This is a genomic window from Prevotella falsenii DSM 22864 = JCM 15124 (assembly GCF_000613945.1).
GTDB classification, from domain to species: Bacteria; Bacteroidota; Bacteroidia; order Bacteroidales; family Bacteroidaceae; genus Prevotella; species Prevotella falsenii.
In genome coordinates, this window is record NZ_BAJY01000006.1 from 50,451 (window position 1) to 67,221 (window position 16,771).

Consider the following 16,771-nt stretch of genomic DNA (forward strand, 5'->3'; position numbering starts at 1 on the left):
CATCTAACGATAAAGGAAAACGCAGAAAAGACCGAAATAATATTGGCTGTTTAAAGGCAAGTTCAGAAATGTATTGTAAGTCTGAAGTTCTATCGGACAGCAACATTTCTGTACACAATGGAAAGAAAACAGCGGTTAAATAGAGAGCCATAAAACAAAAGCGGATATGCCATAACCGACATATCCGCTTGCTATTTTACTTATTTCACTAAATCGACAAGGGTCTGAACAATGCGTTCGGCAGAGCGACCGTCCCACCTATCGGGAATTGTGGCAGTCTTCCACTTACCGCCAACCATATCGGAAACGGCAGCATGAAGTTTCTGCGCATCTTCTCCGACAAGGACGTTTGTACCTTGTTTCACGGTTTCAATGTGCTCGGTGTAGCTGTTCAGCGTAGCACACGGCACGTTGGTAAAGGTGGCTTCTTCGGCAACATTGCCCGAATCGGTTACAATTCCTGCTGCATTCGACAACAAATAGCTAAACTCCAAGTAGCCCAAAGGCCGGACAATACATAAATTTGGGTGCTTTGCGGCATCGAGCGAACGCACTATTTGGGCGGCATTCTCGCGCAACGGAGCAACAATAGGCATGTTGCCGGCTGCTTCCAACATTGCTTTCAACATACGTTCTAAATTCGCTTTGTCGTTCATCAGCACCTTACGGTTTAGCGTAAACATTAAATATTGCTTTGGTTTCAAGTGCAAATTGCTCACCGAAGCTATGTTTGCTAACGACAAATTGCCCATTCGTTCACGATTGAAGCGAATGTTATCAATAAGAATATTGCCGACCATGTAGACACGAGAAAGCTCTGCGCCTTCTTTGTTGGCAATGCTGTTGTTGCTCAAACCTGCGGTAAAAAGCACGTCCGACAGCCCATCGATAACCAAACGGTTTATTTCTTTCGGCATGTTTATATCGAACGAACGAGTTCCGGCAGCAATGTGCGCCAAGGCTATGCCCTGCTTTTTTGCCACAATGGCTGCTGCCATGGTCGATGCAAGGTCGTCTACAACCACAACGGCGTGTGTGTTGTTCTGCTGCAAATACAGTTCGAACTTCGACATTACCTGCCCCGTTAGCTCGTTCAAGTTCTCGCATTCCACACCGAGATATACATCAGGACGTGGAATTTGCAAGTCTTCAAACAAGCTGTCCTCCAATGTCGGGTCGGTTTCACTACCTGCATAGACCAACGAATAAGCAATGTTTCTACCGTCCCGGCCCTCGTTTTGCTTCCTCTTAATAATTCTGATAATGGGCGCAACCTTCATGAAATTGGGGCGTGCGCCACAGAAAATACAGATTTTAAGTTCGCTATTTGTTTCTGTCATTTATGTTTTTATTCTCCTTTAAACATTTCTTTTATACCGCCAATCGAGCCCATTACACCCGTTGCTTCGTATGGAAGGTAAACCGTCTTTTGGTTTTCGTTCTTCGCAAGTTCTTCCATCATCTGGATATACTTCTGTGCAATGAGGTAATTTGCCGGGTTTGTGCTTTGTCCGACAGCTTCTGTGATTTTTTGAATTGCCACCGCTTCGGCTTCAGCAACACGTATTCGTGCTTCCGCCTGACCTTCTGCAATGAATATCGCCTGCTGTCTGTCAGCCTCTGCACGGTTGATGCGCGATGTCTTTTCACCTTCCGACTGAAGTATGGCTGCTTGTTTTTCACCCTCACTGGTGAGAATTGTCGCACGTTTATTACGTTCTGCCTGCATCTGTTTTTCCATTGCTTGCAGCACACTCTCCGGTGGCGTGATGTCTTGGAGCTCTACACGGTTCACCTTAATACCCCATTTGTTGGTTGCATCGTCGAGAACTGAACGCAACTTCGTGTTAATGGTATCGCGAGAAGTGAGCGTTTGGTCGAGTTCCATCTCACCAATGATGTTACGAAGCGTGGTTTGCGTCAGTTTTTCGATAGCATTTGGCAGGTTGTTTATTTCGTACACAGCCTTGAAAGGGTCCATAATCTGGAAATAAAGCAAAGCATTGATTTGCATCTGAATATTATCTTTCGTGATAACATTTTGACGGTCGAAGTCGTAAACCTGCTCGCGTAGGTCGATAATATTCGTGTAGACATAGCGTCCGCGGCGCACTGCCACCATTTCTTTCGCTCTATCGATAAACGGAATGATGATATTGATACCCGGTTGCAAAGTTGCGAAGTATCGTCCTAAGCGTTCGATGATGCGCGTTTCGCTCTGTGGGATTATAACAATTGCTTTTTTAGCAAAGACGACTGCCAATATAACGATGGCAATCAATACATAAGTTCCAATGTTCATAATGGTAAAGTTATTTATTTGTTTATAAAAAGTAAACTATTCTGCTCTCTCCACGGTTACGATAATCGAGTTTAAAGCCACGATGCGCACCATTGTTCCCTCCTCGATAGCAAGGTTATTGGCTGCAACAGCTTTCCAAGAATCACCGTCTACCTTTACTCTCCCGTGTCCATTTGCTGTTATTGGTTCTGTAACTTTGCCTATTCTGCCGATAATGGCATCGGCATTGCTTACTCTGGTATCCTTGCTTTTATGCAGATACTTCAGTGCAAATGGGCGGACAAAGAAGATACTTAATGCACTAACCACGGCAAAAACAATAACTTGCAACGTAAAACTATCGCTGAAAGCCGAGACAATGGTTGCTGCAACACCACCTATGGCAAAACACATTATAAAGAAATCGCCATTGGTTAATTCTAATACGAGACATAAAAGGCTTGCTAAAAGCCATGCCAACCAAAGATTTTCTAAAAAATATTGTATCATAACGCCACGTTTATATAATTAGAATGTAAAGTTAATACTTTAAAACGAAACCAACAACTTTTTAGTAAAGAAAATGAAAAGAGGAACTAAAAGTCCCTCTTTGCTATATTTTCCTTACTTCTTTTCTTGTATTCTCTCTACTTCTTTCTCTGTATTTCCTCCACCTTCTTAAGTTTTCTGCGGTATATCCAAGCAACACCGTCATCTTCTAACATAATCGTTTTGTTTATTTCTGTTGGCCAACCGTCCTTCCCTATACGTGTTTCACTGTGTGTCTTTGCCATTCTATCGGCTTCGGTCAGGGCAGTATCGGGTTCATATTCATAATCTTCCGCAACCGAATCCCATTCCGTTGAGTCCCATTCTGCAGTATCTGTATAAAGCGTATCAACCATTGCCGTATCGTCTTCATAATCGTAACTATCCACCGTATCGATTTCAACACTATCAACGGCAGCACCATATTCCCAGTCGCTTTCCCTATCGCTACTATAAACAGGAGTGGTATATTCTTCAAAATCGGAAATATACGTCCATTCGCCCTTCTTATTTTGGGTTGTCGTTGATGTAAAAAACTTCATTTCTCTGTTTGTTCCATCAAGCGGGCGTCCTTTCGTAACAGTACCTTCTGTCAGCGATGGATTGGCAAAGGTTTGAATTAAATCAAGCAGACTCGGTGCATATAAAATATAAAAATTGGCTAAGAACCGAATATTACTTTTATCCATTAAGCGCAAAACCTGCGCTGCATATCTATTGTAGCTGTATAAGGGGGTTGCCAATCTTGAAGCGTTTTCACCATAAACCAACTTTAATAGGACTTCAGACAAGTCAGGCAGCAAGTCTTCCGAATTGCTCACAACGTATGATTTCATATCGGAAGTAAAGGTAAGAATAAGCGGACGCTTTTTCAAAATATCAGCCGACCAGTGGTAAAACAAACTATCGGAAAACGATTCTATCTTCTTTTTGCTATAATTGACACTCTCTAAAAGGTCTACTTGCATGGTTGTAGTGAACGGAGAAACATCTAAAACCGTTAAACGGACCTTACACGAAAGATTGGGTTCTCGCCTTTCTATTTCATTAGACAGGAGATTATCTCTTCCGATAATAGCGGTAAAGTCGAGCATTGTGTTTATCGAATCGGGGGTGCCGCTCTGTGTCTGCTCGAGTGAAAACTCGTAAACAGCAGACTGTCCTTTCTTAAACTTAGGGCTATAGCCGCTGTTCTTCTGTGCCCATAAGCCGTTGGCTACAAGCATTGTTATGATAGTTAAGAATATCCGCATCTTATTTTGTTGTTTCTTTATTGTTTTCATTTTGTCTGTTTCTTTAGTCATTGCGCCGCCTTAGTACTTGATAAATAGTGCCAACACCATTCGGATAGTTAATGATGACAGTATTTTCGTACTCCTTTAACCAACTTTTCTTATCCATTTTCACATCTATTATATTCTGAGCCTTGCACAACACACTCCAATCTTCGTATAATAGCGAGTCTTCGTCATCTGTTGCAATTGTATCCATTTCGATATTATATCCTTCAACAGAGTCTACAACAACAGAATCCATATCGTTTATATATGTATCGTCGTAAATTTTGCGTAATTTAAAATACATATCCATATTCATTTTAAGGTTCAATTCTTTACCTTTACCTTTCGTTACATCGCTTACGAACTTAAATTTACCCTCTTCTTCCTTTAGTTCTCCTTCTTCCCGATGCCCATCTTCACAACGTAGGTGATAGGCTTCAGTAAAGACATTAAAGCCCGGTACAAACATAGAAAAGAAGATATTTATTGCATTTTCTCTCTGCATTGCTGCTATCAGCTCTTTATCATTCTCCTCATTTTCGTTCTCCAAAACAGAAAGTTTCTGCTTGCGAGCTTCAGCAATAAGTTGTCTGTACAACTCATCAGTGTTGATTACTACCCATTCACCTAACTTTCTTGACATCATCAAACGCAGTTTGAGACTCTTTACCAAGTTAATTATATCTAAGATTTCCTTTGCACTCTCATCTTTAATAATCTCTTTTGGCAAGCTACATCAATAAGTTTTAATTCCATAATATAGGCGTATGGTGTTGCTTCGAGTACTTTCAGCGAGAATTTATTTGATATATTGTCGCCGGTAGGAATCATTTTTACCATATCTATTAAATTAAATTCTCCCATAGAAGTTGCAAATGGAGAATTTAATTCCAGCCCATCAACAGTGGTATTATCACTGTTTCGCTGATATGTCTTCTTCAATAAATACTCGTAAATTACAGTTTGCCCTTTCTTAAAATCGGGCAAATAAGTGTGTTTGTTTTGTGCCGATGCCCAAAGAGTAGTGAGCAACAACAGTAACAATGTGGCAGTTCTTCGCATATTCTTATGATTTAATAAATTATAATCGCTGTTAAGTAGGTGTTCAAAATTAAACGTATCTATATTGCTTTTATCTTTTATGCTTTCACTTTGCCATCGTCTTCACGTCTCTTTTCCGTCAGTCTGTCGCCTTTCATCAGTCGTGTAGCCCGCTACACTCTTTCTTCAAGACGGAAGACTAACTGGGAAATAGCCGTAAATACAATGTCAATTAATTATGAACACCTACTTACAGTTTTGTAACTTTTATACTGCAAATTTATTTATTCTTAGTTAAATAAACAAATTATAAGAGATTTGTTTTTACAAAAAAGCAGCAAAGGCAACGTTCTTAGCGAAAAAGTTCGTACTTTCGCAACCAAAATAAACAGAGAAGGCTGCACGACAGCCAAGATATTTAAAAGAAAAGAAAAGATGAAAAAGATTAAGTATTTAGTGATGACCGTCGTTATCGCCACGCTTGCCGCATGCGGAACTACTTCCACTGTACCCCTTACGGGGCGCGCACGCCAAATTAGCATAAGCGATGCAGAACTCCTTAGCTTAAGCAAAACGCAGTATGCAAAGTTTATGTCGAGCACAAAGAAATCGACAAACACAAAGAATACACAAATGGTAACACGCGTTGGGCGCAAACTTGCCAATGCCGTAGAAACCTATTTGCGCAATAACGGCTATGCAAACGAAGTAAAAAACTTCCAATGGGAATTTAATCTTGTGCAGGACAAACAAGCCAATGCTTTCTGTATGCCGGGCGGCAAAATCGTTGTTTACGAAGGTTTGTTGCCCTATACACAAAACGAAGCGAGCCTTGCCATCGTGTTAGGGCACGAAATAGCGCACGCAGTAGCAAAGCACAGTGCCGAACAAATAACAAAGCAGAAAAACCAAAGCGTTGGCACGGCTATTTTAGGAACGGTGCTAAACTCTACTGTTGGTAGCGGTACCGGCGATATTGTAAGTTCGGTAGCCTCAACAGGCTTATCGCTTCTGAACCTGAAGTATAGCAGAAAGAACGAGAAAGAAGCCGACTATATGGGACTTATCTTTGCTGCCATGGCAGGTTACGACCCTCAAAACGCCATTCCCTTTTGGCAACGTATGCTGCTTCGTCGAAAGGTGCGCCAATGGAGTTCCTGAGCAGCCACCCTTCTGACGCCAACCGCATTAAGAACATTCAAGCTGGCTGCCCGAAGCAATGAAATACTATCAAGCAAGCAAAAGGAGATAAAGCTCTGTAACAAACCCTTTGCATAGCGAAAAGCGAGCAATAAGAGTGTAAATGTTTTTCGTAAATGTATTTAGCACTTAACCATCTCGCTATCAACATATTGCAAAACCTATTGTTTTGCGTTCCGAAAGCGGCTGTTTTGCACTGTAAAAGCGTAGGCTTTGCGCTGCAAAACAGCCGCTTTCGCAATGCCAAAACGCAACTACCACTTTTTAAAGAAATAATCTTTACAAGGTCGGAGGTATTTCTGCATATTAGTTTAAAGGTTCGCAGGAAACATAGAGGAAAAAGAAATTATAGGGAAACTTGCCGTTCTTTCGGTGCTATGAACGTGATAAATTGTTCCTCTACTCGCCAACGTACATTACAAAAACCTATTGGGGACGAAGAAAAGACAAAAGAAAAGGCTGACTTCACAGCCAGCCTTAATCCTATACAAAAACATTATGAAATAATTTTATTTCGCGAACAAGATTTTCATTACTAACCTTGGTATGGCCTCTACCATAACCATAGTATTATTGTACTCGGTTGCAAGTGCGGCACTTTCTTTCGCAATAGCGTTCGCACTGCACACGAATGTCATATCCAAGCATTGCCCCCAGTATGAAATCCTCCTCCGGGGTAAGCTGATTTAGCGGCTTGGTTACGAATAAGCGTATAGCATCTAAACATTCCTTGCGCCCGAAGAACAGGTTTAAACTGCTGTTTCCGACCGGCTGAATAATGAAAGGTATCTGCTGACTATGAAGACGTGCGGTAACAAAGTCTTCATACTTCTTGTTGAAAGTATAAAGCACCATCTGCCGTACTCCCTTCTTGAACTCATAAATATGGTTCAATAAGACTTTCATATCGGCTGCCATTCCTTCCATTATATATAAAATACTTAGATGCTATCTAAATTTTTATTATAAAGAACCTTTAATGCTGTTCAACCAAGCATCGATTCTTCCTTCGGTTAAGTCGTCTTCGTTTACATCGTCGAGTGCAAGACCGATGAATTCGCCGTCTACAACTGCATCGCTATCGTCGAATGTATAACCTTCGGTAGGTACGCTTCCGATGATTTTTGCGCCTTGGGCAGCATCGTAAATTTCTTTCATAGCACCGCAGAAAGTGTCAGAATAAGACTCGCTATCGCCACAACCGAAAAGTGCCACAGTCTTGTTTGAAAGGTCTGCTTCCTTCAAAACGTTTAAACCATCGTACCAATCGTCTTGCAATTCACCTGCTCCCCAAGTAGAAGTACCAAGGATAAGGTTGTCGTAATTAGCAATAGTATCGGCAGAAAAATCTGTAACGTTAATAGCCTCTACACCTAATTTCTCTGCAATGGTGTTTGCAATATTCTCACATGTACCGGTTGATGAACCGAAAACTACTATTGTACTCTTCATTTTTGTATTAATTTTGTTACTATTGTTTTGTTTACGTTTGCAAAGATAGGGAGTTTTATTTTTTCGTGCAATACCTAAAAATAGGGGTTCTTGCAAAATACCTACTTTTAAGTAGTGGTTTATTAGGTTTAACACAACTTTTTCTGTGAGAAAAGAAGCAACAAACGGGCTTTAATATTTTTATTTCACATTCATTAAAGAAATTGAAGTAAAACACCTAAACAAAGTTAGTAAAACGCAAAAAAGATGGTAGCGCAAAATGTTTTCGCATTCTACGCTACCATCTTCTATCATAAGAAATAGCCATTTACACTATTTCCGAATACCTATTATATGCTATTTTACCACAAGTTTATCGCTTCCTGCAGCTTTAAAACTCATATCCAATCCCTTTACGCTATGCGTGAGTGCGCCAAAAGAGATGAAATCGACACCTGCTTTTGCATACGGTATCATGGTTTCGTAGGTTATTCCGCCACTCGATTCGGTTTCGCAACGCCCCGCAACTATGTCTACCGCCTTTCGAGTCTCTTCGGGTGTGAAGTTATCGAACATGATACGGTCGCAGCCTTCCGCCAATACCTCGTCGAGTTCTTTGAAATTGCGCACTTCGCACTCTATTTTCAAGTTCTTGCCTTTCTCCTTGCAATAGGCTTTTGCACGAGAAATAGCGTTGTGAACCCCACCGCAGAAGTCTATGTGGTTGTCTTTCAAGAGTATCATATCGAAAAGTCCGATACGATGGTTCATACCTCCGCCGATATGAACAGCCTCTTTTTCAAGCATTCGCATACCCGGGGTGGTCTTGCGAGTGTCTAAAACACGTGTTTTGTGCCTGCATCGATAAGGGCTTGTTGGTATTTGTGGGTCATAGTGGCTATACCACTCATGCGTTGAAGTATGTTGAGCATTAAGCGTTCTGTCTGCAAAAGACTTTGTTCGCGCCCCTTCACGCTCATAACAATATCGCCGGGCTTTACGTGTGCGCCGTCTTCGATATACACTTCTACCACGAGTTCGGGGTCGAAGCGATGGAAAACACGCTTTGCAATGTCTACTCCGGCAAATATTCCTTCTTCTTTTATCAGCAATTTGCTTTCGCCCATGGCGTCGGCAGGTATGCAACAAAGGGTTGTATGGTCGCCATCGCCAATATCTTCGCTAAAGGCAAGGTCGATTAATCTATCGTTTAACTCTTCTACTTGTAACATATCGTTATAATATAAATAGGTGAAAAACGGATTGCAGCGTACTACAAGCCAAGTTTCTTTGATATTTCCAACATCTTATTGATAGGACGCACAGCCTTTTCCGCTATCTTAGGATCTACCTCTATCGCGGGCCATTCGTATTTAATGCAATTATATAGTTTCCTCATTGTAATGAGTTTCATGTAGTTACATTCGTTGCAGGCATGCGGTTCTTCGTTCGATGGCGCAGGAATGAAGGTCTTTTGCGGTGCAGATTTCTGCATTTCGTGGAGTATGCCCACCTCGGTAACGACAATAAACTTTTGTGCGTCGTCGTTGATGCTGAACTTCAGCAAAGCAGCCGTACTGCCCACCTTGTCGGCAAGTGCAGCTACTTCGCCCGTACATTCGGGGTGTGCCAACACCTTAGCATCGGGGTGTTGCTGTTTCAGCAGCTTAATGCCTTCCGCTGAAAAGCGTTCGTGCACATGGCAACCACCGTCCCAAAGCAGCATATTGCGCCCTGTGATACGGTTGATGTAGCCTCCGAGGTTCTTGTCGGGACCGAAAATAATCTTTGTATCTTTCGGAAACGACTCCACAACCTGGCATGCGTTGCTACTGGTAACAACAACGTCGGTGAGCGATTTTGTTGCTGCCGTAGTGTTTACATAGCTTATTACGGTGTGGTCGGGGTGAGCTTTCACAAACTTCTCGAACGTATCGGTGGGACAACTCTCTGCCAACGAACAAGAAGCGTTAAGGTCCGGCACAAGAATAGTTTTATCGGGGCAAAGTATTTTGTTGGTTTCGCCCATGAAATGCACACCGCACATTACGATAATATCGGCATCGGTAGTGGCTGCTTTCTGTGCAAGGGCAAGGCTGTCGCCTACGAAATCCGCCAAATCTTGTACTTCCGCATCTGTGTAATAATGTGCCATTATCACGGCGTTTTTCTCTTTACACATACGCTTTATTTCTGCTTTGATGTCTGTGTTGGCAGGGATTGGTTCGTCAATAAAACCCAGTTCGCTCCATTTCTTGTCTATCATATCTTATAATGTTAATTGTATTTCCTTATAGTCAGTCTTTGTTTTGCGGGTCGTTGGCATGCTTCGGATAGTCTATCGTATAGTGCAATCCACGACTTTCCTTGCGTGCTATTGCCTGACGGGTGATAAGATAGCCTACGTTTATCATGTTTCGCAGCTCGCAAATATCCTTCGTTGCCTTCACTTGCTTAAAGAGGTTTTCGGTTTCTTCGTAAAGAAGGTCGAGCCTATCCCATGCACGTTTCAAACGTAAGTTGCTTCTCACAATGCCAACATAGTTGCTCATGATTTCGCCTACTTCCTTAACACTTTGCGTTATCAGCACTCGTTCTTCGTAAGTAGGCGTACCGGTATCGTCCCATTCGGGTATGTTGGTGTTGAACTGACAGCTATCAATAATGCTAAGAGAGTGTTCTGCAGCAAATTTAGCATAGACTACGGCTTCGACAAGCGAATTGCTTGCCAAACGATTGCCGCCATGCAAGCCTGTGCAGGAACATTCGCCAACGGCATAAAGTCGCTTTATCGTGCTTTCGCCGTTCAGGTCTACTTTTATACCGCCACACATATAGTGGGCACTGGGGCACACGGGGATATACTCTTTGGTTATGTCGATGCCCAAGCTAAGACACTTTGCATAGATGTGTGGAAAGTGTTTTCGGGTTTCATCGGCATTCTTGTGCGTTACATCAAGGCAGACATGGGCAAGTCCGTGTATCTTCATTTCTTGGTCGATAGCCCTTGCCACAATATCGCGGGGGGCGAGCGAAAGTCGTTCGTCGTACTTCTGCATGAACTCTTCTCCGTTCGGGAGACGAAGAATGCCGCCATAGCCACGCATTGCTTCGGTTATCAAGAAAGCGGGACGGGTTTCTTTCGGATTGTAAAGCACCGTAGGATGAAACTGCACAAACTCCATATCGGCAACAGTTCCTTTTGCTCTATACACCATTGCGACGCCGTCTCCGGTGGCTATACCGGGGTTTGACGTCGTACCATAAACCGCTCCGCAACCACCTGTTGCCATAACCGTAACTTTACTTAAATAGGTATCTATCTTCTGTGTGGCAGGATTTAAGATGTATGCGCCATAACATTCAATGTTCGGTGTACGGCGTGTTACTTCAATTCCAAGGTGGTGCTGCGTAATTATTTCTACGGCATAATGGTTTTCGAGCACCGTTATGTTCTCGTTGCTGCGCACTGCTGCCATTAGTCCGCGTTGTATTTCGGCTCCTGTGTCGTCGGCATGATGAAGTATGCGGAACTCGCTATGTCCGCCTTCGCGGTGTAAATCGTATGCGCCCTCGTTGTTCTTATCGAAGTTTATGCCCCAATTCACAAGGTCGCTGATAGCCTGCGGGGCATTGCGAACAACGTGTTCCACCGCCTGCGGGTCGGAAATAAAGTCGCCTGCCACCATCGTATCGGCTATATGTTTATCGAAATTATCTACCGGCAAATTGGTAACAGAGGCTATACCGCCTTGTGCTTTTGTTGTATTTGCTTCATCAAGAGTGGTTTTGCACACCAATACAACTTTCCATTTACCGCTGTTTGCTACGCGAAGAGCATAGCTCATTCCGGCAATACCGCCGCCTATGACAAGAATATCTGACTTATGTATCATGCTAATATTGCTGTTCTTTTGAATTAATGCAAAAGTAATAATATTTTCTTAAATATGCCAACACGAAGTCTTTTTACTTAGAATTAAATTGCTTGGAAATACGTGAGCATTTTATACTTGCTGCGCATTCTCTCAAAATTGTCTTATAAGACAATTTTAATTCTCCTATAAGACAATTTCAATTCTCTTATAAGACAATTTTACACCTCTGCAAACTCCTGATTATCAACGAGTTACAAGAGTGCATTTTTAGCCCCTGAAAAAGAGGAAATCGGTGCGTGAAAAAGACACTTTTTATCTTGCTGAAACCACGTCATGCCGGCAAAGAAATAAAAGGGATTTGGCATAGCTTAATGCTTTACAAACTTTTGATGATTGCGAATGTATATGCCACGTGGCAAATCGGCTTCGGAAGTACCGGCATAGCGTCCGTCGAGATGGTAAATGCGTCGGTCTGAGGCGGCAGAAGCGGCCGGCTCGTGTTGCGTAATGCCTGCTGCAGCCATTCGCAAAACCTCTTTCAAACCTTCATATACATTTATTTCGCCATAGCCATACCAATTGTTCGGACAGGTTAGTGCCGTGTCGTAGCGAGTACACGTCTTGCGAAACACCTCCAAACAGTCGTGCGGTGTAAGACGAGGGTACGCCTGAAGCCACAAGGCGATGGCACCGGCGACGACCGGCGACGACATCGACGTGCCGCTGTTGGCATTCCAAGCATAGGTTCTGCCATTGTGTTCGAAGTGTTTTACATCTGACGCCAGCGGTGCTCCTGCATTCTCCGGATTCATTATAAAATAACTGCTGTAAGCCGAAACAACGTTTTGTCCCGGTGCCATTACGTCGGGTTTGGTTCGCCCGTCTATGGTCGGACCGACACCGGAGAACGATGTTCGCCGCCCGTCTGTGCCTTTGTTGTAGTCTTTCCACTCGCCCAAATAGTTCAGAAAGCCTCGCCGATAAGCCGTTGCTCCTACCGAAATAACACTTGGAGCACTCGAAGGAGAGTGAATGCTGTAACTGTTATCGCCCACCTTTAACATCGGATTTTGGTCGCGTGGCGGCAGGAAACCTCTTATGCGATAAAGGTCTATCGTAGCCTCGCTGCTTGCAAATTCTATCGACACAGGCACATCGTATCCCAAATCAGGCAGGCTTGCAAGGCGAATATCGTAGACCACATCTTCCGCTTTATAGCTTGACGGATAACCAAGAATACGCCATTCGTACATCTGATTGCCTATTTTAACGGAATCGATCAGCAAGGAGTCTTTGCAAGCAAGCACCTTCTCCATTGGTATTTCAACGACTTGACCGGTAGGACTGTTGGCAGGGACTTTCATTCGGAATACAAACGGCTTGTCGGTCTTCGCCGTAAAGTAGGCACTTTCGCGGTTTCCCCACAGCAACGATTCTATATTCGGAGTGCCTTGAGGCTTGTGCACATAGTTTATCCAGTCGGCATCGTTGCCTGCCGAAGCAACAATGATATGTCCCGGTCCGGTCATCTTGTCGAGCATTTCGTAGTATAATTGGTCGTAACCATGGAAATCCTGATGCCCACCCTCGCTAAAATTAATCACACAGGGCTTGCCTTGGCTGTCGGCATAGTCGAATATATATTTAAAACCAAGAGCATCGGTGGCGTAGGTGTACTTGTAATAGTCTTCTTTATCGATGAGTTCGATATTATCGCCGGCAGCATTTGCCACCATAACAATATCTGCTTCGTAGGCTATGCCGCGATACGGGCTTGTCTTGCCCGTTCCTTCTGCCCCACTTCCGGCTGCTATTCCTGCCGTATGCGTTCCGTGTGTCTGTGTAAGACCGTCTAAAGGGTGTCCTATCTGTAACAGTTCTGCCGTGCCACGATAGTCGCGCCCTACCGGCAACGTGCTGTTCTGCGTATCTTTCGACAGTTGGTCCCAAAGGGCTTTGATGCGATATTCGCTCATATCGGCATTGTAAAAGGTAGGGTGAGTAAGGTCGAAACCAATGTCCTGTACACCTACTACAACACCTTTCCCCGTATATGCCTGCGGCAAGGCTTGTCCGCTGTAAACCGGCAAGGCATTTACCATTGTTACGGTAGTGTCCATTTGCACGCTGTTACCGTTGCCGGCTTCTATTCGCAGTACATTCTCTTCGCTCGACAAACCTGCCAACTGGTTCAAGGGAATAGACAATATGTATATATCGTCTACCTTTGCAAGCTGCCGACAACCATATTTCTCTATTGTGCTCTCGGCATTGCTGCTAAACTTCGCAAATGCAGTGATAGTGGGTTGATACTTCTTCGAGCTGACAGAACTCACCTGCCTGCTTTGCCGAATAGCATCGACAGCCGCTTCGCGCACCAATGGCGACATCTTCTTGTAGTCGGGACGCTGCGCAAAACAGCCCAAGACAAACAATAAAAGTATTTGTAAAACAAGTATTCTCTTCATATTATGCAGTGCTTGTTGTTATCTATTCTTTCTGCAAAGAAAAGAAAAAAAACCGAATTAAGCAAACATTCACAATATTTCAAGTTATGTTTACGTTTCTTTTGACATAAACCCTAATGCACTATAATTTTAAAATAAATAAATTAAACTTTAAGATGGAACTAAAAAGTTATACCCTTGGCGTACAATCGCCTCTTTCCTGCTTGTTCTTTTTTCTATGCCGTTAGGGCATGCACTTATGATAATCATGGAGAAAACCATGTCGGAAGGTGCTGTTCATGTTGCGGGCTTTATGTTAGGACTTGTCGGTTTGGTAATGGTTATTATAGGTGTGTTTGTGAAAGGAGACACACGGCAAACCCTTTGGGGATTCATCGGCGGCTTGCTGTTTTGGACAGGCTGGGTGGAATTTCTATTCTTATACTACGCCCGACGCTATGGCGTGCAACCGGAAATAGAGAATGGTGAGATTGTAACGAAGCCCGAATACTTGATAATGCCTGCTTCGTTTGGCATGTGGGTTGCCATTATGGTGATGTATATATTCTCAACACGCAACGGTTGCGACTTTATTACATGGATACAACGCAAATGTTTCGGCAAAAAGCAACGCACCATCTGCGCCCAACCTATGACACGCCACACCAGCATCGTTACTTTTATGGAAATCATCATGATGCTTTGGGGGCTGTATCTGTTGTTAATGTTTTGCTACGATAAGAATTTCTTGGGCGACCACCACCCGTAACCTTCCTCGTTGGCTTGGGTTGCTTTATAGGTTCGCTGTTTATGTTTAAACGGCAGCTGCATTTGGCATCGTGGGGAGCAAACATTCGTATGGCAATCGCTACAGTAATCGTGTTCTGGACACCCGTGGAAATTCTCGGACGCATCAACTTCTTCAATGAATTTTGGGTAGAACCGGAAAAATATGCGTGGCAAATGACAGCCATCTTGCTTGGTTTTATTGCACTCGGAGTTTACCTTTGGTTTAAGGGTAAAAAGAGAAAAACAAAGGAAAATCAAGGCAATTAAACCAAGAAAACAAAGAAATTAAAACGCAATAGCCGCCCCGACAACGTTTGTCAAGGCGGCTATTGCGTTTTTGCTTATATCCCTGCACTGTAAACAAGGCAAAGGTTTACCGGCTAAACCTACTGAAATAACTTTGATTTATTTAATCAAATCAATGAAATTAGAAACGCTTGTAAGATTATAAACACTTGGAATGATATTATAAGCCTCTTGCAGTTTGTTCTTAGCAGACTTCCAACCGACTCCATCAATAATTCCTCCAAAAACTACCAAAAGTGTTTTATTTAAATCATATTTTCAGTTACATCTCTTTCTGCCACGCATTCAGGTTCTAAGATAAAGTTGTCGGCATAAGCATTGGCTTTAGTGCTAAAATAGTTATGTACCAATATTTCTGTTAGTTTACCTCTCTTAGCAGGATTAGAATTGATGCTTCTGGAAGCCCAAACCCTTTCAATCTTATACGCACGATAAAGAACATCGAAAAAGTTATCGTCTTCATTCTTGCCTTTACAATCAGAATTGCTAAGCATAAACTTATAGCCCGCATTATCGATTCTGTCGCAATATCTCTTCAAACGAATTTGCGCATCGTCATTGAATGCCTCTTTTGCATAATCATTAAAGTTTGAGGTATCGCTCAATGGGCGATATGGCGGGTCTAAATAGAACAGTGTATTCCCATGAGCATGGTCAAATGTTATCTCGAAATCGTCATTCAAGATTTCCACACGTTGAAGTAAGATGCTGTCTTTGCGTATAATATCCGGATTGCAAATGGTTGGATTGGCGTATTTACCAAAGGGTACATTAAACAATCCTTTCTTGTTCACACGATAAAGACCGTTGAAACAAGTACGGTTAAGAAAGAAGAACTTGGTTGTATTCTCTATCGGATTCAGGTTCTTCTCGTTATATCGGGCACGGACAGCTATATAAAATTCCTTGCGTTCTTCCTCTGTTTCAAGCGATAAATAAGCTGTTTCCATCTCTCTAAGCAAATCGATAAGTTCTTCGGGATTATCGCGAACCACCTGATAACAGGTAGTCAAATCAGAGTTAATATCGTTAATAACAGCATGCTTGATATTTGGATACCGTTGCAACATATAAAAAAGCATAGCCCCACCCCCTACGAAAGGTTCAATATAGGTAACGTTCTTCCACCTGCTAAAGTCAGCCGGGAGTTGTGCATCTAATTGATCGATAAGTTGGCTTTTACCACCTACCCACTTAATAAAAGGTTTTGCTATTGCCATTTTTTATATTTCAGTGTCGCCTAACAAGTCTTTAATGACATTCATAAAGACTTTTATTTAAACGCAAAGTTATAAAAAAATAGAGAAATAGAGGTGTCTTTTTTCAAGAATAACCACAGGGAGACTTATTTTTACCCATGACCGGTAAACGCAATAGCCACCTCAACAAGGTTTGTCGAGGCGGCTATTGCGTTTTATCCGTTCTTATATCGGGACAGCAAAAATTGGGTAGGAACAACTCATTTTACGGACGAAAAAACGCCATAAAAGTGTAATTATTTTTCACAAGAATTACTTTCGCATAACAAGTTAATTATCAACACATTACAAAACCTATTGTTTTGCGTTG

The 16,771-nt window shown here is 42.6% G+C and carries 14 protein-coding genes and 4 pseudogenes; 4 read left to right on the forward strand and 14 right to left on the reverse strand.

The annotated features are described in order from the left end of the window. Positions 1-200: 200 nt before the first annotated feature. The 6 genes from JCM15124_RS03780 to JCM15124_RS16435 form a co-directional block, all read right to left on the reverse strand. Positions 201-1,340, reverse strand: coding sequence for a UDP-N-acetyl glucosamine 2-epimerase (locus JCM15124_RS03780; protein ID WP_024998367.1), 1,140 nt, complete (start codon positions 1,338-1,340; stop codon positions 201-203). A gap of 8 nt (positions 1,341-1,348) precedes the next feature. Further along, positions 1,349-2,302 (reverse strand): SPFH domain-containing protein, encoded by a 954-nt coding sequence (locus JCM15124_RS03785; RefSeq protein WP_024998368.1) that lies wholly within the window; start codon positions 2,300-2,302, stop codon positions 1,349-1,351. A gap of 36 nt (positions 2,303-2,338) precedes the next feature. After that, on the reverse strand, positions 2,339-2,791 hold the full coding sequence (locus tag JCM15124_RS03790; protein WP_024998369.1) for an NfeD family protein: 453 nt from the start codon (positions 2,789-2,791) through the stop codon (positions 2,339-2,341). A gap of 137 nt (positions 2,792-2,928) precedes the next feature. Then, entirely contained in the window at positions 2,929-4,113 is a 1,185-nt protein-coding gene (locus JCM15124_RS03795; protein WP_024998370.1) for a hypothetical protein, read from the reverse strand. A gap of 13 nt (positions 4,114-4,126) precedes the next feature. Next, positions 4,127-4,756 carry a hypothetical protein gene (locus tag JCM15124_RS16430; RefSeq protein WP_232220071.1) on the reverse strand — a complete coding sequence of 210 codons (630 nt, stop codon included), beginning with the start codon at positions 4,754-4,756 and terminating at the stop codon, positions 4,127-4,129. A gap of 38 nt (positions 4,757-4,794) precedes the next feature. Further along, positions 4,795-5,172 (reverse strand): hypothetical protein, encoded by a 378-nt coding sequence (locus JCM15124_RS16435; protein WP_232220072.1) that lies wholly within the window; start codon positions 5,170-5,172, stop codon positions 4,795-4,797. 39 nt (positions 5,173-5,211) lie between these two features. Between JCM15124_RS16435 and JCM15124_RS15735 the strand changes: the two genes are divergently transcribed. The 3 genes and pseudogenes from JCM15124_RS15735 to JCM15124_RS03810 all read left to right on the forward strand — a co-directional run bounded on the left by JCM15124_RS15735 (position 5,212) and on the right by JCM15124_RS03810 (position 6,890). Beyond that, positions 5,212-5,415: a hypothetical protein gene (locus JCM15124_RS15735; RefSeq protein WP_156930629.1), complete on the forward strand. Its 204-nt coding sequence runs from the start codon at positions 5,212-5,214 to the stop codon at positions 5,413-5,415. A gap of 171 nt (positions 5,416-5,586) precedes the next feature. Then, positions 5,587-6,403, forward strand: a pseudogene (locus JCM15124_RS13110) (M48 family metallopeptidase). 64 nt (positions 6,404-6,467) lie between these two features. After that, positions 6,468-6,890, forward strand: a complete 423-nt coding sequence (locus JCM15124_RS03810) for a hypothetical protein (RefSeq protein ID WP_036885002.1) — start codon at positions 6,468-6,470, stop codon at positions 6,888-6,890. Between the two features lie 31 nt (positions 6,891-6,921). Here the strand turns inward: JCM15124_RS03810 and JCM15124_RS03815 are convergent, their stop codons facing one another. The 6 genes and pseudogenes from JCM15124_RS03815 to JCM15124_RS03840 form a co-directional block, all read right to left on the reverse strand. Continuing rightward, entirely contained in the window at positions 6,922-7,269 is a 348-nt protein-coding gene (locus JCM15124_RS03815) for a DUF2023 family protein (protein ID WP_036885010.1), read from the reverse strand. Between the two features lie 45 nt (positions 7,270-7,314). Next, entirely contained in the window at positions 7,315-7,803 is a 489-nt protein-coding gene (gene fldA, locus JCM15124_RS03820; RefSeq protein ID WP_024998373.1) for a flavodoxin FldA, read from the reverse strand. Between the two features lie 336 nt (positions 7,804-8,139). Then, positions 8,140-9,014 (reverse strand): annotated as a pseudogene (gene nadC, locus JCM15124_RS13115) (carboxylating nicotinate-nucleotide diphosphorylase). Between the two features lie 41 nt (positions 9,015-9,055). Continuing rightward, positions 9,056-10,048, reverse strand: a complete 993-nt coding sequence (gene nadA / locus JCM15124_RS03830) for a quinolinate synthase NadA (protein WP_024998374.1) — start codon at positions 10,046-10,048, stop codon at positions 9,056-9,058. 31 nt (positions 10,049-10,079) lie between these two features. Next, positions 10,080-11,678, reverse strand: a complete 1,599-nt coding sequence (gene nadB, locus JCM15124_RS03835) for an L-aspartate oxidase (protein WP_024998375.1) — start codon at positions 11,676-11,678, stop codon at positions 10,080-10,082. A 350-nt stretch (positions 11,679-12,028) separates the two neighbouring features. Beyond that, entirely contained in the window at positions 12,029-14,128 is a 2,100-nt protein-coding gene (locus JCM15124_RS03840; protein ID WP_024998376.1) for a S8 family serine peptidase, read from the reverse strand. A 187-nt stretch (positions 14,129-14,315) separates the two neighbouring features. Between JCM15124_RS03840 and JCM15124_RS13120 the strand changes: the two are divergent. Beyond that, positions 14,316-15,163, forward strand: a pseudogene (locus JCM15124_RS13120) (hypothetical protein). A gap of 138 nt (positions 15,164-15,301) precedes the next feature. Here the strand turns inward: JCM15124_RS13120 and JCM15124_RS14930 are convergent. Together JCM15124_RS14930 and JCM15124_RS03850 are read right to left on the reverse strand one after the other, a co-directional pair. Next, positions 15,302-15,427: pseudogene (locus JCM15124_RS14930) on the reverse strand (DpnII family type II restriction endonuclease); the annotation flags it as partial. A 20-nt stretch (positions 15,428-15,447) separates the two neighbouring features. After that, positions 15,448-16,422: a DNA adenine methylase gene (locus JCM15124_RS03850; protein ID WP_024998377.1), complete on the reverse strand. Its 975-nt coding sequence runs from the start codon at positions 16,420-16,422 to the stop codon at positions 15,448-15,450. Between the last annotated feature and the right edge of the window lie 349 nt (positions 16,423-16,771).

Excerpts from the sequence above, each read along its gene's own strand:
- JCM15124_RS03780 (WP_024998367.1), bottom strand. The coding sequence starts at position 1,340 with ATGACAGAAACAAATAGCGAACTTAAAATCTGTATTTTCTGTGGCGCA.
- JCM15124_RS03785 (WP_024998368.1), bottom strand. The coding sequence starts at position 2,302 with ATGAACATTGGAACTTATGTATTGATTGCCATCGTTATATTGGCAGTC.
- JCM15124_RS03790 (WP_024998369.1), bottom strand. The coding sequence starts at position 2,791 with ATGATACAATATTTTTTAGAAAATCTTTGGTTGGCATGGCTTTTAGCA.
- JCM15124_RS03795 (WP_024998370.1), bottom strand. The coding sequence starts at position 4,113 with ATGAAAACAATAAAGAAACAACAAAATAAGATGCGGATATTCTTAACT.
- JCM15124_RS16430 (WP_232220071.1), bottom strand. The coding sequence starts at position 4,756 with ATGATGTCAAGAAAGTTAGGTGAATGGGTAGTAATCAACACTGATGAG.
- JCM15124_RS16435 (WP_232220072.1), bottom strand. The coding sequence starts at position 5,172 with ATGCGAAGAACTGCCACATTGTTACTGTTGTTGCTCACTACTCTTTGG.
- JCM15124_RS03810 (WP_036885002.1), top strand. The coding sequence starts at position 6,468 with ATGTATTTAGCACTTAACCATCTCGCTATCAACATATTGCAAAACCTA.
- JCM15124_RS03815 (WP_036885010.1), bottom strand. The coding sequence starts at position 7,269 with ATGGCAGCCGATATGAAAGTCTTATTGAACCATATTTATGAGTTCAAG.
- fldA (WP_024998373.1), bottom strand. The coding sequence starts at position 7,803 with ATGAAGAGTACAATAGTAGTTTTCGGTTCATCAACCGGTACATGTGAG.
- nadA (WP_024998374.1), bottom strand. The coding sequence starts at position 10,048 with ATGATAGACAAGAAATGGAGCGAACTGGGTTTTATTGACGAACCAATC.
- nadB (WP_024998375.1), bottom strand. The coding sequence starts at position 11,678 with ATGATACATAAGTCAGATATTCTTGTCATAGGCGGCGGTATTGCCGGA.
- JCM15124_RS03840 (WP_024998376.1), bottom strand. The coding sequence starts at position 14,128 with ATGAAGAGAATACTTGTTTTACAAATACTTTTATTGTTTGTCTTGGGC.
- JCM15124_RS03850 (WP_024998377.1), bottom strand. The coding sequence starts at position 16,422 with ATGGCAATAGCAAAACCTTTTATTAAGTGGGTAGGTGGTAAAAGCCAA.